This is a genomic window from Stenotrophomonas sp. Steno-Z10-HUANG, assembly GCF_056393075.1.
The window spans coordinates 216,460-234,566 of record NZ_JBWJPA010000006.1 but is presented as its reverse complement, the minus strand read 5'-3'; the positions used below and the strand labels follow the sequence as shown (position 1 = coordinate 234,566).

Annotated in this window: 13 protein-coding genes; all 13 read left to right on the top strand. The window is 69.6% G+C overall.

Features of this window, described 5'->3' with window-relative positions; all coding sequences use genetic code 11:
- The first annotated feature begins 95 nt into the window (after positions 1–95).
- A complete protein-coding gene (locus AC06E6_RS10560) occupies positions 96–1,583 on the top strand; it encodes a transglutaminase-like domain-containing protein (protein WP_427852497.1) in 1,488 nt (495 codons plus the stop codon).
- 49 nt (positions 1,584–1,632) lie between these two features.
- Entirely contained in the window at positions 1,633–4,650 is a 3,018-nt protein-coding gene (locus AC06E6_RS10555; protein ID WP_427852498.1) for a TonB-dependent receptor, read from the top strand.
- Positions 4,651–4,744: 94 nt separating this feature from the next.
- A complete protein-coding gene (gene lysA, locus AC06E6_RS10550) occupies positions 4,745–6,025 on the top strand; it encodes a diaminopimelate decarboxylase (protein WP_427852499.1) in 1,281 nt (426 codons plus the stop codon).
- The gene (locus tag AC06E6_RS10545; RefSeq protein WP_427852500.1) at positions 6,022–6,852 is read left to right on the top strand and encodes an N-acetylmuramoyl-L-alanine amidase; all 831 of its coding nucleotides are present in this window, start codon (positions 6,022–6,024) and stop codon (positions 6,850–6,852) included. The genes lysA and AC06E6_RS10545 overlap by 4 nt, the downstream gene beginning before the upstream one ends.
- 17 nt (positions 6,853–6,869) lie before the next feature.
- A complete protein-coding gene (locus AC06E6_RS10540) occupies positions 6,870–8,426 on the top strand; it encodes a serine hydrolase domain-containing protein (protein ID WP_427852501.1) in 1,557 nt (518 codons plus the stop codon).
- A 514-nt stretch (positions 8,427–8,940) separates the two neighbouring features.
- Entirely contained in the window at positions 8,941–11,829 is a 2,889-nt protein-coding gene (locus AC06E6_RS10535; RefSeq protein ID WP_161613989.1) for a TonB-dependent receptor domain-containing protein, read from the top strand.
- A gap of 143 nt (positions 11,830–11,972) precedes the next feature.
- Complete coding sequence (locus tag AC06E6_RS10530) at positions 11,973–12,731, top strand: N-acetylmuramoyl-L-alanine amidase (protein ID WP_240212826.1); 759 nt, start codon at positions 11,973–11,975, stop codon at positions 12,729–12,731.
- Between the two features lie 57 nt (positions 12,732–12,788).
- Positions 12,789–14,828, top strand: a complete 2,040-nt coding sequence (locus AC06E6_RS10525) for an N-acetylmuramic acid 6-phosphate etherase family protein (protein WP_240212827.1) — start codon at positions 12,789–12,791, stop codon at positions 14,826–14,828.
- A 21-nt stretch (positions 14,829–14,849) separates the two neighbouring features.
- The gene (locus AC06E6_RS10520; protein WP_313256416.1) at positions 14,850–15,554 is read left to right on the top strand and encodes a M15 family metallopeptidase; all 705 of its coding nucleotides are present in this window, start codon (positions 14,850–14,852) and stop codon (positions 15,552–15,554) included.
- Positions 15,555–15,701: 147 nt separating this feature from the next.
- Positions 15,702–16,082 (top strand): hypothetical protein, encoded by a 381-nt coding sequence (locus AC06E6_RS10515; protein WP_240212829.1) that lies wholly within the window; start codon positions 15,702–15,704, stop codon positions 16,080–16,082.
- Positions 16,083–16,303: 221 nt separating this feature from the next.
- Positions 16,304–16,651 (top strand): EF-hand domain-containing protein, encoded by a 348-nt coding sequence (locus tag AC06E6_RS10510; RefSeq protein WP_240212830.1) that lies wholly within the window; start codon positions 16,304–16,306, stop codon positions 16,649–16,651.
- Between the two features lie 82 nt (positions 16,652–16,733).
- Positions 16,734–17,483: an HAD family hydrolase gene (locus AC06E6_RS10505; RefSeq protein WP_240212831.1), complete on the top strand. Its 750-nt coding sequence runs from the start codon at positions 16,734–16,736 to the stop codon at positions 17,481–17,483.
- Positions 17,480–18,064 carry a hypothetical protein gene (locus tag AC06E6_RS10500; RefSeq protein ID WP_240212832.1) on the top strand — a complete coding sequence of 195 codons (585 nt, stop codon included), beginning with the start codon at positions 17,480–17,482 and terminating at the stop codon, positions 18,062–18,064. The genes AC06E6_RS10505 and AC06E6_RS10500 overlap by 4 nt, the downstream gene beginning before the upstream one ends.
- Positions 18,065–18,107: the final 43 nt, after the last annotated feature.

The following is an 18,107-nucleotide window of genomic DNA, read 5'->3' as shown; positions in this document are numbered from 1 at the left end:
ATTCCTTTCCTCCTTGAAATCAAGAATAAATTATTGACCCGTTGTCGCACGCGTGTTACACAACCGTTATCCCGCGTACCCGTGGAAGTGTTGCCGTGGATCCAGCGTTGCGCCAAGTCCCAGTCGCTTTCAGGCCTGCCCGGTACCGGCTCATGGCAGGCCTGCTGCTGTGCCTGGTGTCCGCCACGGTGGGCGCCGTGGACACGCCCGGGCAGCTGGCCGCGCGCGTGGACCGCGGTGATTTTGCCGGTGCGCAGGCGCAGATTGACGCTGCACTGCAGCAGCCGGCACTGGACGCCAGCCAGCGTGACGCCTACCTGTTCCAGCGCGAGCGCATGCGCCGCATGCGACTGGATTTCAGCCTGGACCGCGAGCACGCGATGGCCGCCGTGCGCCGCATCATTCCCGACCTGCGCGAGGACGAGTTCCGTGCCTGGGACGAGGCCGGGCTGATCGAGCACCTGGACATCGATGGCCAGCGCCGCTGGTTCAACCGCGCACCGTCCAACCTGTTCCGGGTCAGTGCCGCGGCGGCCGCACGGCGCTCGCCGGCGATCAGGCCGCCGGCACCGGGCCCGTTCGAGGTGGTCACGCCGCATCACCTGGAGGTGCTCGAGCGCGCGCAGGCCGATGCCACCAGCAGCGCCGCGCCGCGGCGGGTACGGGTCACCCAGTCGCTCACGGTCAAGGCCGATGCGGTACCGGCCGGCGAGACAATCCGCGCCTGGATCCCGTACCCGCGGGCCATTCCCGGGCAGCAGCAGGACATCCGCCTGCTGGGCAGCGTGCCGGACGGGGCGCAGGTCGCGCCGGAAGCCACGCTGCAGCGCACCGCCTACCTCGAACGCAAGGCCGTGGCCGGCACGCCGACCGCGTTCTCGGTGAGCTATGAGGTCACCGTGTACGCGCGCCATTTCGCCATCGACCCGGCCAAGGTGCAGCCGACGCCGGACGACCCGGCGCTGGCACCGTACCTGGCCGAGCGTGCGCCGCACATCGTGTTCACCCCGGCGCTGCGCGAGTTCTCGCGGCGCGTGGTGGGCAGTGAAACCAACCCCTACCGCGTCGCGCGCAGGTTGTTCGACGCGGTCGACCGCATTCCCTGGGGGGGCGCGCGCGAGTACTCGACCATCGGCAACATCAGCGACCACGCGCTGCATGCTACCCACGCCGACTGCGGGCAGCAGACACTGTTGTTGATGAGCCTGCTGCGCCTGAATGGCATACCCGCGCGCTGGCAGTCGGGCATGGTGTACTCGGACAACACCACCGGTTACAGCAACCTGCACGACTGGGGCGCGCTGTACCTGGCGCCCTATGGCTGGGTGCCGATGGATGTCACCACCGGCGCGCTCGACAGCCCGGTGCCGGCGGTACGTGATTTTTACTTCGGCGGGCTGGATGCCTACCGCATCGCGTTCAACGACGACTACGCGCAGGCGCTGGTACCGGCCAAGCAGCACTTCCGCTCCGAAACCGTGGACTCGCAGCGCGGCGAGGCCGAATGGGCGGGCGGCAATCTCTATTTCGACCAATGGAACTACGACTTCCAGTGGCAGGTCTTGCCGCCACCGGAAGATTGACGCTTCGTGACACCGCTGTAATACACAACACTGCAGGAGAGAGCAGGGGATGAACAGGAAAATGCTGAAAAAGGCGGCGCTCAGCGTCGCGCTGGGTGCGTGCCTCGGGGCGCTCGCACCGACCGTCATGGCGCAGAGTGCCACCGGCGCCATCGCCGGCCGCGCCAACGCCGGCGACCAGATCACCATCACCAACACCGCCACCGGGCTGACCCGCACGGTCACCGCCGGTGGCGACGGCAGCTACCGCCTGAGCCAGCTGCCGGTGGGCGACTACAGCCTGACCGTCAAGCGCGACGGCCAGGCCGACAAGGAGCCGGTCGCGGTCAACGTCTCGCTGGGCGGCACCACCAACGTCAACCTGGGTGGCACCGACACCGGCCCGGTGACGCTGGACTCGGTGCAGGTGGTCGGTTCGCGCATCGTCAACCGGGTGGACGTGTACTCGACCGAGTCCTCGTTCAACATCAGCCGCGAAGAACTTGCGCGCATGCCGGTGGCCCAGGACCTGTCGTCGGTCGCCCTGCTTGCTCCGGGCGTGATCGGCGGCAACTCGTCGTTCGGCGGCATCTCCTTCGGCGGTTCGTCGGTGGCCGAGAACTCGGTCTTCATCAATGGCCTCAATGTCACCGATTTCTACAAGCGGCAGAGCTTCTCGGCGGCGCCGTTCGCATTCTTCGAGCAGTTCCAGATCAAGACCGGCGGCTACTCCGCCGAGTTCGGCCGGTCCACCGGCGGCGTGATCAACGCGGTCAGCCGCTCGGGAAGCAACGAGTTCAAGGGCGGCGTGACGATGACGTTCGAGCCGGCAGCCTGGCGCTCGAAGGCCGAGGATCATTACTACGCCGATGGCCGCGTCAACGTCCTGTCCAGCCACAACACCCGCAGCTTCACCAAGGCCAACGTTTGGGCCTCCGGCCCGATCGTGAAGGACAAGCTGTTCCTGTTCGCCATGTACGAGCAGCGCGACAACAAGTCCGGCAGCACCAGCTCTTCCGGCAACAGCTGGACCCAGAGCACGTCGGACAACGGCTTCTGGGGTACCAAGCTGGACTGGAACATCACCGACAATCACCTGCTGGAGGCGATGGCCTTCTCAGACGAGGGCGACAGCGACGCCGCGATCTACACCTACGATTTCGCCAGCTCGAAGCGCGGCACGGGCCAACCCAGCCAATCCCGCGCTTCCAGCGGCGGTACCAGCGGCTCGGTGACCTATACCGGACATTTCGCCGACAACTTCACTGCCAAGGCGATGTACGGCATCAACCGCAGCAGCAGCTACAACAAGTCCCCCGCGGATGCCCTGTGCGACTTCGTGACCTACGAGAACTCCAGCTACGGCGCGGTCTACCGGGCCATGGGCAGCCCGGTGCTGGGTTGCCACCCGGGCGGAACCATCGTCAATCATGAGGACGAGCGCATCGCCAAGCGCCTGGACTTCGAGTGGATGCTCGGAGACCACCAGCTGCGCTTTGGCTGGGATCACGAATTGATGACCACCGATCGCAAGACGGTCTATCCGGGTCCGACCCGCAAGTACTACACCGCCTATGGCACCAAGCCGGGCAACCTGCTCGACAACGGCTCGGTCGTTCCGGCGGGCGTGAACGCGATCCTGCGTGCACGCGAGCGCGCCGACGGCGGCGTGTTCGACATCAAGGCCAGTGCCTTCTATCTGGAAGACAACTGGAACGTCACGCCGTCGCTGATGCTGAATCTCGGCGTGCGCGTGGACAACTTCGAGAACATGACCACGGTGGGTACCACCTTCACCAAGCAGGACAACCTGTTCTCGCCGCGCCTTGGATTCTCCTGGGACATGAAGGGCGACGGCAGCACCAAGCTGTTCGGCAACCTCGGCCGCTATTACATGCCGATCCCCAGCATCCTCAGCTACAACTTCGCCGGCGGCCTGCTCGACGAGTACACCTACTACGCACTGGATGGCTGGCGCCCGGAAACCAACCCGGTCACCGGCGCACCGTACATGGCGCCGATCATCGGCGCGCAGATCGGCCCGGTGGACCAGTCGCAGAACATCGTCGTGCAGGACCTGCGACAGAGCGTGGATCGCGACCTGGATGCGGTCTATCAGGATGAAGCGATCCTTGGCTTCCAGAGCATGATCAACCAGGCCTGGTCGTGGGGCGTCACCGGCACTTACCGGCGCATGCCCAATGCGATGGACGACATGCTGATCAATGCGTTGTGCGGCGTGCGCCATGGCAACCTTTGGCCGATCGCCAACCCGGGCGACAAGCTCACCCTGTGGGGCACCAAGGCCATGGGTTGCGCGCAGGACGGCTGGGTGACGATCGACACCTCCAAGGAAGGCTACATGACGGTGGGCAGCAACCGCATCATCGGTTACTCCAAGCCCAAGCGTACCTACAAGTCCATGGAGTTCCAGATCGACCGGGCATGGGACGACAAGTGGGCGTTCAATGCCTCGTACCTGTGGTCCAAGTCCGAAGGCAACCATGAGGGTCCGGTCAACTCGGATACCAACTATGGCGACACCGGCATGGTCCAGCACTGGGATCATCCGGCCAACAACGAGCGCTACGGCGATCTGTTCAACGATCATCGTCACCAGATCAAGCTCCGCGCGGCCTACAAGCTGAACGAGATGTGGTCCTTCGGCAGCACCCTGACGGCACTGTCCGGTGGCCCGATCACCGCTTTCGGCGTGACCTGGCCAGATGAGAACCGCGCCGTGGCCAGCTATACCAGCACCGGCAGTGGCGGTGGTACCGGCTGGCTGTGCGTGGACAAGTGCGCCGGCGCGTGGCAGGACCGCGTGTACAAGTACTCCGGGCGCGGTGCGTTCGGGCGCATGCCGTGGACCTACAACCTGGGCGCGACCGTCACCTGGACGCTGCCGGTCGAGGGCATTGACCTGAAGGCCAATCTGTCGATCTACAACCTGCTCAATACCCAGGAAGTGATCAACGTGGCGGCACGCTATGAAGGGCAGCCCGGCGTGATGCGCGACACCTTCGGCACCGGCACGCGCTGGCAGTCCCCGCGCTACGCGCAGCTGGTCGTGACCTGGAACTTCTGACCGGGCCGCGGCGCACCATGATGGATTTGCGGTACTGAGTTCCTCCTCTGGCGGCCCTTGCATGGGGGCCGCCATCTTTTTTTGGAGCAATGCCTTGGATCAGGGATTCACACGAGATGACCACTGCGGTCTGCCGGAGGCGTTCCGGCAGGCCGATCTGGTGGAGCTGGCGGCCCGCGAGGGCACCCCGCTGTATGTCTACGCCGCGCCGGCCATCCGCCAGCGGGTACGGGCGCTGCGCGAGGCGCTGTCCGGGCTGGACGCGGGTATCCGTTACGCGGTCAAGGCCAACGGCAACGGCGCGGTGCTGCGCCTGCTGGCCGAGGAAGGCGCGGGTGCGGACATCGTGTCCGGTGGCGAGCTCGAACGCGCGCTGCGCGCCGGCATCGCCGCGGCCGACATCGTGTTCTCCGGCGTGGGCAAGTCCGACGCCGAGATCGCGCTGGCGCTGGACGTGGGCATCGGCCGCTTCAACATCGAGTCCCGCGCCGAACTCGACGCGATCCAGCGCATCGCCGCCGCGCGTGGCGTCACCGCGGTCGCGGCGGTGCGGATCAACCCAGACGTGGACGCGAAGACCCACGCCAAGATTTCCACCGGCAAGGCCGAGAACAAGTTCGGCGTGTCCATCGCCGAAGCGCGCGCGTGGTTCGACGCGAAGGCGCAATGGCCCGACGTGCGCCTGGACGGGCTGCACATGCACATCGGCTCGCAGCTGCTGAGCCTGGACCCGGTGCGCGAGGCGCTGGCGCGCATGGCCGCGTTCTGGAAGGAACTGGAGAGCGCCGGCCACGCCATCGCCAGCATCGACGTCGGCGGCGGGCTGGGCGTGCGCTACCGCGAGGGCGAGCAGGCGCCGGATGCGCGCGCGTATGCCGATGCCATCCGCCAGGCACTGGCCGGCTTCGGCGGGCGCATCCTGGTCGAGCCGGGGCGCTGGCTGGTGGCCGAGGCCGGCATCGTGCTGACCCGCGTGCTGCTGGAAAAGCACGGCCAGGCACGCCGGTTCCTGGTGCTGGACGCGGCGATGAACGACCTGCTGCGCCCCAGCCTGTACGACGCCTGGCATGACATCGTGCCGGTGGGCGCCGCGGCCGGGCGCGAGGCCGCGACCTATGACGTGGTGGGACCGGTGTGCGAGACCGGCGACACCTTCGCCACCGCGCGCGCGTTGCCGCGCTGCGAGGCCGGCGACCTGGTGGCGATCCTCGGCGCCGGGGCCTACGGTGCATCGATGGGGTCCACCTACAACTCGCGGCCGCTGCCGGCCGAGGTGTTGCTGGACGGCGACCGCTACGCGGTGGTGCGCCGCCGCCAGAGCCTGGATGAAATGCTGTCCGGCGAACAGCCGGCCAGTGACTGGAGGCGGACATGACCCATCGGAAAACCCGTGCTGCCCAGGCGCCGGTCTGCGGACGTGGGCCGGCCCGTGGGCTGCCGCGGCTGCTGGTGGCGCTGCTGCTGCTCGTGCTGCTGAGCGCCTGCGCGCACCGCAATCCGCTGGCCAGGTGGGAACGTTCGCCGAACTTCGACGCGCGGCGCCCGGTGGTGGTGGTGCTGCACTACACCGCCGGCAAGACCGCCGAGGGCAGCCTGCGTACGCTGCGGACCGCCAACAGCAACGGCCCGGTCAGCGCGCACTACCTGCTGGGCAAGGACGGCACGCTGTACCAGCTGGTGGACGAGCGCAAGCGTGCCTGGCATGCCGGCGACGGCCGCTGGGGCACCATCACCGACCTCAACTCGGCGTCGATCGGCATCGAGATCGACAACGACGGTTACAGCCCGTATCCGGATGTGCAGATCGAAAAGCTCATCGTGCTGCTCGACGACGTGACCCGGCGCCTGGGGATCCCGCGCCAGCAGGTCATCGGCCACGAGGACATGGCGCCCGGGCGCAAGATCGACCCGGGCCCGCTGTTCCCCTGGAAGCGCCTGCACGAGGCCGGCTTCGGCATCTGGCCCGACCCGGCCGCCGGCGATCCGCCGCCGGCGTTCGACGGCTGGCTGGCGATGGCCGCCATCGGCTACCCGCTGGACGACCGCGCCAACGCCCTGCAGTCCTTCCGCCATCACTTCCGTGGCATGCGCAGCGAGGGCGCCGAGCTGGATGCCGAGGACCGGCGCATCCTCTACGGCCTGAGCCGGTCGCTGCTGCAGGCCCGGGCGCCGTCGGCGTCGACCACGGCCGATACGCCGTAACGGCACGGAGCGCGTCGATGAAACCGATCCTGCTGTGCCTCGCCCTGCTGCCGGGCATCGCCCACGCCGCTGTACCCGCCGCCGATGCCGATGCCGCGTTCTACGACGCGGCGGTGCAGCAGGCCTTCGAGCACTACCGCCTGCCGGGCCTGGCCGTGGGCGTGATCGAGGACGGCAAGGTGGTGCACGTCGCCACCCGCGGCGAGCGGGTCGCCGGCGAGGGACGGCGCGTCGATGGCGACACGCTGTTCAAGATCGCCTCCAACACCAAGGCGATGACCGCGGCGGTGCTGGCGCGGCTGGTGCAGGCCGGGCGCCTGCGCTGGGACGATCCGGTGACCAGGTACCTGCCCGCGTTCCGCATGTACGACCCGTGGGTGACGCGCAACATGCAGGTCCGCGACCTGCTGATCCACAACAGCGGCCTGGGGCTGGGCGCCGGCGACCTGATGCTGTGGCCGGAGCCCAACCACTTCAGCCGCCAGGACATCATCGCCGGGCTGGCGCACCTCAAGCCGGCCGGCAGCTTCCGCGCCGACTACGCCTACGACAACCTGCTCTACGTGGTGGCCGGCGAGGTGGCCGCAGCAGCCGCCGGCAAGCCATACGCGGCACTGGTGCGGCAGGAGATCTTCGGGCCGCTGGGCATGGACCGCTGCCAGGTCGGCGAATGGTCGCCGGCGAAGGCGGGCAATGTCGCCCAGCCGCATTACCGCCAGGACGGGCGCAACGTGGTGGTGGGGCGCGATGGCGACGTCGCTGCCGACTTCCCGTCGATGGCCGCCGGCGGCGTGCGCTGCAGCCTGGATGACATGCTGCGCTGGATGCAGGCGCTGCTCGATCCGGCGCGGGTACCGGGCTGGCTCGATGCCACCCAGCGCCGCGCGCTGTGGACCGCGCACATGCCGATGCCCATCGGCCAGCGCCTGCGCGACTGGGACAACACCCACTTCCTGGCCTACGGCTACGGCTGGCGCCTGTCGGACATGGACGGGCAATGGAAGGTGGCGCATACCGGCACGTTGTCGGGCATGTACTCGTCGCTGGCGCTGCTCCCGGATCGGCGCAGCGGCGTGGTGATCCTGATCAATGGCGAGGGCGAGGACGCGCGCACCGCGCTGATGCAGGCGCTGCTCAAGCGCCAGACCGCGCCAGCCGCCGGCCATGATGTGCTGCACTACGCCGGGCTGCTGGAACGCGAGCGGACCCAGCGCCGCGCGGCCGGCCACGTGCGCCCGGTGCTGGCGCCGGCAGCCGCGGTCGCCGCGGATGAGTTCGGCGCCGATGCCGGGGTGTGGGCCGACCCCTGGTTCGGACAGGTCACGCTGTGCCCGGTGGGTACCGGCATCACCTTCGCCGCGGCGAAATCGCCGGCCCTGCGCGGCCGGGTCATGCGCTCGGCCGGACGCCCATGGGTGCAGTGGCAGGGGCTGGGCGAAGACGCCGAGGCCTGGCTGGTGTTCTCCGGCGAGGGCGCGCAGCGCACCCTGCACATGCGCGCCATCGATCCGGACATCGACTTCAGCTACGACTACCAGGATCTGGAATTCCGCCGCGTGGGCGATTGCCCGTGAAGGCTTGGGCGACGGGCCGCCGGCCCGCGCCCGGTTCCCTCGATCCGCCAGGCGCGCTTGCGTGATGCCGCGCCGGGATTGTGCGGCGCATCACGAAAATATTTTATTTCCATAGCCTTGGGGTATGGGGAATAGTTTATTGACCGCCGGATTCAGCCCGTGTTAAACAGCTGTGAAACGGGGTCTGGGCGGGAGCGCATGCGCCCGCCGCTTCACCGCCCGGGACTGCATGACGCAGCGTCCGGGTGGCAGCCCCAGTGCTGGACAGGTCTGCGGTCGGGGCCTGGCATGTTGCAGGCCGGCAGACAAGGACGCTCCCCGGTGTGGTGCAACCATGGAAGGAGAGGCGCGGCCCCCGCAGCGGTGGCCGTGGATCCCATTGCCCAGGCGGAATCGTGCCGCCCCCCTTGAGGATCGATGGATGGTCGTCGTACCCCCGCCAGCCCGGATGAGCAAGGGCGCCGGCATCGCTCCTGCAGCACCCACGTTACGCGCCCTTTTCTGGAGAGAGAGCATGTCCGCAACCGCACGTCCCCCCCGCATGCACCACCTGAGCGCCGCACTGTTGCTGGCGCTCGGCAGCCCGCTGGCCGCGTTCGCGCAGGCACAGCCCGCGGCTTCCCCGGCGTCGCCGGAGGCGCGCACGCTCGACAAGATCGAAGTCACCGGCTCGCGCATCAAGCGCACCGACGTCGAAGCGGCGATGCCCGTCACCATCATCCAGAAAGCCGAGATCGAGGCCCAGGGCATCACCTCGGCCGAACAGCTGCTGCAGCAGCTGAACATCGCCAGCAGCGGCCCGGACAGCCTGGCCGCCAACAGCGGCGTCGCGCCCCCGGGCACCCGTGGCAACAACGGCGTGTCCGGCGCCAACCTGCGCGGGCAGGGCGCCGACGCGACCCTGGTGCTGCTCAACGGCCGCCGCGTCGCCGCGCATGGCCTGGCGGGCCAGGTGGTCGACCTGAACTCGATCCCGTTCGCCGCGATCGAACGCGTGGAAGTGCTGCGCGACGGCGCGTCCGCCGTGTACGGCACCGACGCCATCGGCGGCGTGATCAACTTCATCACCCGCAACAACTACCAGGGCATCACCCTCACCGCCGGCGCCGACGTGACCGAAGAGGGCGGCGGCAACATCTTCCACGGCAGCCTGCTGGGTGGCTGGGGCGACCTGGACAACGACCGCTGGAACGTCTGGGCCGCGGTCAACGTGAAGCAGAACAAGATCCTGCGCGGCAACCAGCGCGATTTCGTCAACAGTTTCCAGGCCGACCGTGGCCTGTCGCCGGATACCCGCGGCACGCCGTTCGCCAACATCGTCACCGGCACCGGCAGCATGATCGGCGGCGGCCTGAAGGACCCGGTCACCGGCCTCACCAAGACCACCATCAACACGCTGCGCCTGCCCGGCGGCGCCGGCTGCGTGAACGGCGGCGACATGATGGGCGACTACGGCGACAAGATCTGGGCCAGCCCCGGCGCCAGCTTCGGCTGCGCCTGGGACTATGGCCGCGCGCGCACCATCCAGCAGCCGGTGGACACGGTGCAGGGCATCGGCCGCGCCACCTTCAAGGTCGGCGACAACCATGAATTCTTCGCCGAGTTCATGGGCTCCAAGGTGACCTCCAAGCGCCAGTTCGAAGCGCAGCAGATCACCACCAGCATCAACGCCAGCGCCACCCAGCTCGACGCCTACGAGCTCAATGCCAACACCAAGGCGACCTACGACGCCATCTACAACCAGCTGCACGACTATTTCGGCAACCAGGCCAACCTGGTCTACGGCAGCCCCATCGCCTACCGCTGGCGCTGCGAAGTCTGCGGCCCGCGCCAGATCGAGACCACCACCAAGGCCTACCGCGCGCTGCTGGGCATGACCGGCAGCCTCGGCAGCTGGGACTACAACATCGGCCTGTCGCGCGCGCAGAGCAAGGCCGAGTCGGTGACCGCCGGCGGCTACTACTACACCCCGCAGCTGAAGGCGGCGCTGAAGAATGGCGTGCTCAACCCGTTCCTGATGCCGGGCCAGAGCCAGTCCCAGGCCGCGTATGACGCGCTGGCCGCGGCCGACGCCAGCGGCCTGCAGATCTACGAAGGCACCTCGACCACGACCACCTTCGACGCCAGCTTCAGCGGCAGCCTCGGCTTCCGCCTGTGGAGCGACAACGACGTGCAGGCGGCGGCGGGCGTGGACGTGCGCCGCGAGGAATACGAGTTCGGCGGCCCGGCCGAATGGGTGGCGGGCAACGCCTACGTGTTCGGCGTTCCCGGCGATGCCTCCAACTACATGTCGCCCAAGCAGCGCAACGTCAAGGCGGTGTTCGCCGAGGTCAATCTGCCGGTGGTCGACAGCCTGGAAGTCAACCTGGCCGTGCGCCACGACCGTTACGACGGCTTCGGCGGCACCACCAACCCGAAGTATTCGTTCAAGTGGCAGCCGATGGACTGGCTGGTGTTCCGCGGCTCCTACAGCACCGGCTTCAAGGTGCCCGATTTCGCCAAGCTGTTCCGCGGCATCACCGAGAGCCAGTACACCGGCCTTGACCTGGCCGATCCGGCGACCTGCCCCAAGGGCCAGTACAACCCGGACGTGCCCAACTGCAGCGAGCAGATCCGCCCGGACATCATCACCGGCGGCAATCCGAACCTGAAGCCGGAAGAGGCCGAACAGCGCAGCATCGGCTTCGTGATCGCGCCCAACGGCAACTTCAACGTCAGCGTCGACTGGTGGGAGATCGAGCGCACCAACACGATCCGCAGCGGCTTCAACCTGTCGACGATGACCGCCAACTACCCACTGTACGCCTCCAACTTCATCCGCGATTCGGCCGGCAAGATCATCGCCATCGACCAGCGCTACATCAACACCGGCGGCACCCTGACCCGTGGCATCGAGCTGGACTCCAACGTGCGCGGCGACCTGGCCGGCGGTACCTGGAACGTCCACCTCAACGGCAACTACCTGGATACGTTCAGGACCAAGACCTTCGACAGCCTGCCCTACAGCGACAACCTGGTCGGCGAGTACGAGCGCTACTACAACCTGCCGATCCGCTGGAAGCACACCGTCAGCGCCGGCTGGGCGCGGGGCGACTGGGCGCACACGCTGACCCAGGTCTACCGTGGCGGCTACAAGGACTGGAAGCCGGGCGGCATCGTCAACGGCTACAACCCGCCGGCGTGGGACGGCAACGTCGATGCCTACATCACCTACAACTACAGCCTGACCTGGACCGGCATGGAGAACCTGAAGGCGACGTTCGGCATCCGCAACCTGCTCAACACCGATCCGCCGTTCACCGTCCGCTACCTGGACGATGGCGACGGCGCCGGCTGGGAAGCGCGCGTGGCCGACCCGCGCGGCCGTTCGTTCAACCTGCTGCTGGAGTACCGCTTCCAGTGACATGCCCACGGGCCCGGTTGCCGGGCCCCTTTCGCCGCCGCCCGGCAACCGGCGGCGGCGAAGGCGCTTTCTTCGTGTTGTCGGCAGGCCGCGCGCCGGTCCTGCCCTGATCCACGCACCACCGTCGTGCAAGCGAGGCGTTGATGAAGATGTCCACCAAGCTGTTGCTGCCAGCCGCGCTGCTGGCCCTGCTCACCGCCTGCGGCCACGCGCCGCCGCGCAACCCGCTGGCAGGCTGGGTGCCTTCGCCGAACCAGGACGTGCGCCGGCCGAACCTGATCGTCATCCACTTCACCGAACAGGATTCGGTGCAGCAGAGCCTGGATACGCTGCGCGGCCGCAACAGCGGCGGCCCGGTCAGCGCGCACTACCTGATCGGTGCCGACGGCACCCGCTACCAGCTGGTCAGCGACGAGCGCCGCGCCTGGCATGCCGGTGCCGGCAGCTGGGGCCCGTTCACCGACCTCAACTCCGCCTCGATCGGGATCGAGCTGGACAACGACGGCAGGTCGCCGTTCGCCGAGGCGCAGGTGCAGAGCCTGCTGGTGCTGCTGGAGGACCTGTGCACGCGCCTGCGCATCCCGCGCAGCCAGATCATCGGCCACCAGGACCTGGCGCCGACGCGCAAGCCCGACCCGGGCCCGCTGTTCCCGTGGAAGCGCCTGGCCGATGCCGGCTTCGGCCGCTGGCCCGCCGCCGATGCGCCGCCGGCGCCGGCCGGGTTCGACCCATGGACCGCGCTGCGCCTGATCGGCTACCCGCTGGACGACCGCGCCGCCACCGTGCGCGCGTTCCGCAACCATTTCCGCGGCCAGGGTGGCAGCGAACTGGACGCCGAGGACCTGCGCATCCTGCATGCGCTGGCCGCGGGCAACCTGGCCGCCCCGGCCGCCAACCCCTGAGGCGGCCGCATGACCCGACCGAACCGTGCCTCCTTCCCCCGTACCGGACGCATTGCCATGACGTTCGCCCTGAGCCTGGCGGCGATCAGCCCGGCCGCGCTTGCCGCCGATGCCGGCGAGCGGCTGGGGCTGCCGCCGTCACCGGCCTCCACCGGGTTCGTGCAGCAGCGCACCCAGTTCCAGCTGCATACGCTGCTGACCGAACAACGCCATCCCCGGACCTGGAACCTGAGTGAAGTCGCCGCGCACGACCCGGCGCAGGCGCTGGCGCAGCTGTTCTCGGTGGACGAGGACGTGGCCCGCGCCTTCGCCGCGCTGGCCGACGATCCGCAGCGCATGGCCAAGCTGCACGCCGCCTCGAGCGCGGTACAGCGCGCGCTGCGCGACGGCCATCGCATCTACTTCTACGGCACCGGCTCGACCGGGCGCCTGGCCGAGACCCTGGAAAGCGGCGTGTGGCGGCCGTTCTGGAAGCGCCTGCAGGCCGACCCGGCGTGGCCGCGCATCGCCGCCCGGCTGCCGGCCGGGCTGGGCGAGCGCGTGCGTGGCGAGATCACCGGTGGCGACCGCGCGCTGATCAGCTCGCTGGAAGGCTTCGAGGACCTGCAGCTGATCGGCGCGCTGCAGATGCGCGACGACGGCATCGGCGCCGACGACGTGGTGTTCGCGGTGACCGAAGGCGGCGAGACGTCGGCGGTGATCGGCACCGCGCTGGCCGCCGCCGACCAGCGCGGTGCGGGTACCGACCGGGTCTGGTTCGTCTACAACAACCCGGACGAGGTGCTGCGCCCGTTCGAGCGCAGCCGGCGCGTGCTCGATGACGCGCGCATCCACAAGATCGCCCTGCCCACCGGGCCGCAGGCCATCACCGGGTCCACCCGCATGCAGGCCACCACCACCAGCCTGTACGCGCTGGGGCTGGTGCTGGAAGACGCGCTGCGCGCGCTGCTGCTGCCGCAACTGGACGCCGCCGATGCGCGGCGCCTGGGGCTGGATGCCCGCGACACCATCGAAAGCCGCCTGCGCGGCTTCGCCGGCCTGCAGCGCCGCGTGGCCGCCAGTGCCCCGCAGCTGGCGCAATGGACCGCGCGCGAGGCGCAGGCCTATGCCGACGGCCGCCACGCCACCTACCTGGCCGGGCAGGCGCTGATGCCGGTGTTCGTGGACGTGACCGAACGCGCGCCGACCTTCCGGCTGGCGCCGCTGGACCGCACCGACACCACGCCGCCGGCGTCGTGGATCCGCGTGTGGGCGCCGGTGGCGACACCGCAGGCGGCCTGGGACGCACTGCTGCACCGCCCGTTCCACGGGCTGGATGCGGCGCAGTACCGCCCGCAGTTCGAGCAGAACGTGGACGATCCGGCGCTGCGCGCCACCGCGCTGCGCAGCCTGGAACGCGCCGGCGCCGAGCAGCAGGCGCTGTACGACCTGTCCTGGTCGCCGGGCAACCGCGAGCGGCTGCCGCCGCAGGCGGGCGACCTCGGCGTGCTGCTGCGTTACGCCGGCGAGCCGGTGGACGCACTGGCCCGGCAATGGTGGCAGGCGTTCGCCGATGCCGGCGCCGGCCGGCTCACCGTCACCGTGGGCCATGGCGCCGGCACCGGCGATGATTCCCGCGCGCTGGACGGCGCGGCGCCGGGCGTCGCGCTGGACCTGCCGCGCAGCAACGACCCGCTCGGCCTGGACCGCACGCTGGCGCTGAAGATGCTGCTCAACGCGCATTCGACCGCGGTGATGGCGCGGCTCGGGCGCACCGTGGGCAACACCATGACCGCGGTGCAGCCGGGCAACCTCAAGCTGATCGGCCGCGCCACCTACCTGATCCAGTCGCACGTCAACGCCGTGCTCGACGGCCAGCGCTGGCGCGCGCGGCACGGCAACACCGCGCCGCTGAGCTATGCCGAGGCCAACCGCGTGCTGTTCGAGGCGATCGACCAGCGCGCGCGCCTGGCCGAAGCGGCGCAGCTGCCCGAGGTGGAACTGGCGATCGTCGCCGTGCTCGAGCGCCTGGACAGCGGCAAGCCGCTGGATTGGGCCGGTGCCGCGCAGCTGCTGCGTGCCAAGGGCCTGAACGGCTACCTGCGCGGGCGCGCCTGAGCCATGGCCAGAGCCATTGCGATGAATGTCCGGTGTTGGATCGCGTTGCCTGCGTTGGCCGCCTGCGCCGCGGCGCAGGCGGCGGTACCGGTGGTGTCACCGGCGGCCACCCCGGCGCAGGCCGGCATGCTGGATGTCGCCACCCTGGCGCCCGGGTTCTCGCTGGACATGCGCTATGCCGGCAGCGACAACTTCACCGGCCGCCCGGTGCCCGGATACGACGCACCGCGCTGCTACCTGCTCGCCCCGGTCGCGCAGGCGCTGGCGCGCGTGCAGCGCGCGCTGCAGGCGCAGGGCCACGCACTACGCCTGTACGACTGCTACCGCCCGGTGCGCTCGGTGCAGTCGTTCGTCGCCTGGGCGCACGACCCGGGTGACCAGCAGGCCAAGGCCCGCTATTACCCGAACATCGACAAGAGCCGGTTGCTGGACGGCTACATCGCCGAGCATTCCGGGCACAGCCGCGGCGCCACCGTCGACCTGGGCCTGCTCGACTGCCGCCAGGGCGGCTGCGTGGAGCTGGACATGGGCACCGGCTTCGACCGGTTCGATCCGCTGGCGCATACCGACAGCCCCGGGATCACCGCGCAGCAGCGCCACAACCGGCGCCTGCTGCTTGACGCAATGGCGGCCCAGGGCTTCGCCAACTACCCGATGGAGTGGTGGCACTACACCTTCCGCCCCGAGCCGACGCCCGATACCGCCTACGATTTCCCGGTGCGCTAGCACCACCGGCGCCGCGTCCGGCGGCGCTGCCGGCGTGTCGGCACCTGATGGCGTGGCCAGCAAAGCCGCAGCGCGGCAACCGGCGCACCTGCAGGCCGTGTGCCGCCGGCTACACTGCGGCGTCCCCGTTGCCATGACCGACCCCCGATGAACCTGGAACTCCACTACGGCCTGCTGGGCTCGCTGGAAGCAGCCCTGATCGCGCTGGCGGTCGGCTTCGTGGTGTTTTCCCTGTGGTGGCAGGTGTGCCGCCGCAGCGGCCTGTCGGCGGGCCATGCGATCGCCTGGCCGTGCCTGGCCGCGGTTGCGATCGGTGCCGGGGTGGATGGCTGGAACCTGTTCTACCTGGGCATGGTGCAGCTGGAGTCGCCGCTCTACGCGCGGCTGGCGCTGGCCGGCATCCACGACCCCGACCAGCTGGGCACGCGGGTGGTGCTGGAAGTGGCCGGCGCGCTGGTCGGGGTGGGGCTCGGATGGCGGGCGTTCAGCCCGCGCGCCACCGCCGGGGACGACACCCACGGCGACTGACGCCGGCCGATCCGCGCGGGCGTGCCGCGGATGGAACGCCCGAATGCGCGGCTTACCTGCGGCTCACGCATCGCTAACCAGGGCGGTAGCGGTTCCGGCGCGTGCGTTGGTTAACGCCGTGTCTGCGGCGGTTCCGCGGGGCGTGCGCGATTCAGCACCGGCCTGCGAGGGTGGGGGCGTGCGGAATCACCGCGCTTTCCAGACCGCAGGAGGAACACCTGATGACCGTTCGCAACCGCAACCCGCTGTTCGCCCTCGTCGCCGCCGCCGGTGCCGCACTGGCCATGCCGGCCATGGCCCAGGACGCCCGCGCCGAACAGCAGCACCAGGCGCACGAGCAGGCGGCGCAGGCCAGCGACACCCGCCAGGATGCTGCCGACGATGCCGCCACCCGCGGCAATGGCCAGTCGTGGGCCAGCTTGGACGCCGATGGCGACGGCAGCATCAGCCGCGCCGAATCGCAGGCCCACGCCGGGCTGGCGCAGGTGTTCGACACCGCCGATGCCGACAAGGACGGCAAGCTGACCCCGGACGAATACCGCACCTACACCGCCTCGCAGCAGAAGTAACGCGCCGGCCCTGGTGCCCCGGTCCCGGAAGAGCGGCCGCCGGCCGCTCTTCCCCCAGGGGCGGGTTGCTATCCTGTGGCGCATGACGCACGCACCCCACGCTCCCGCCCCCTCTTCCGCCATCGGCCTGGTCGGCTTCGACGGCGACGACACGCTCTGGAAGAGCGAAGACTATTACCGCCTGGCCGAGCAGGAATTCGAGTCCATCCTCGGCCATTACGTCGACCTGCACGATGCCGGCACCGCGCAGCACCTGCTCAAGGTGGAGCGGCGCAACCTGGCGATATTCGGCTACGGCGCCAAGGGCATGACCCTGTCGATGATCGAGGCGGCGATCGAGCTGACCGACGAGCGTATTTCCGCCGCCCACCTGCGCCAGATCGTCGAGATCGGCCGCCGCACCCTGCAGCATCCGGTCGAGGTGATCGACGGCGTGCGCGAAGCGGTGTCGGCCATCGCCGCGCGCTGGCCGGTGGTGCTGATCACCAAGGGCGACCTGTTCCACCAGGAGCAGAAGATCGAGCGCTCCGGCCTGCGCGACCTGTTCCCGCGGATCGAGATCGTCTCGGAGAAGGACCCGTCCACCTACGCCCGGGTGCTGGCCGAGTTCGGGCTGCCGGCCGAGCGCTTCGTGATGGTCGGCAACTCGCTGCGCTCGGACATCGAACCGGTGCTGGCGCTCGGCGGTTGGGGCGTGCATACCCCGTACGCGATGACCTGGGCGCACGAGGCCGAGCACGGCGTGTCCAGCGAGGAGCCGCGCCTGCGCCTGGCCGACACCGCCTGGCAGTGGCCGCAGGCAGTGGCCGCGATCGAAGCGGCCGGCCGATGAACCGGCGCGTGCGCGCGGTGCCACGGGTGGCATGGCTGCGCCGCTGCCTGCCCGCGTTGCTTGCGTGTGCTTCCGCGTTGCCCCTGCTCCCCGCGGTGGCAGCGGCACAGGCGGCCGCCGCGGACCCGGCGGCCACCGCGCCCGCCTACGAACCGGGGACCGGCGATGCCTGGCTCGACCGCCAGCTGGCCGACGTCAACCGCTACGCCGAGCGCTACCCCGACGCCTTCATCGACGAGCTGGTGCGCTATGGCGGCGCGCGCCGCGGCTACGTCGAGGCGCTGTTGCAGCAGCATGGCTGGGTGCCCGGCGACGTCTGGTTCGCCTGCTTCTGGGGCCAGGCCATCGGTGCCAGTTGCCGCGAGCCGGTGCAGGCGCGCAGCCGGCTCCCGGGCGAGGGCTGGCGAGCCGTGGTGGAAAGCCTGCCGGTGGCGCCGGACAACCTGCACTGGCGCGCCGTGCGCCACGCCCTGGTCGCCAGTTACGACCACTGGGACCGGCCGATCCGGCTGGACGCGCTGCTGCAGCGCCAGCTCGGTGACCGCGCGCGCCGCGATGCGGCCGCCCGTGGCCACGACTGACCGCCCGCGTCGCGGTGCCGTCGGTGCCGCGTCGGTACCGCGA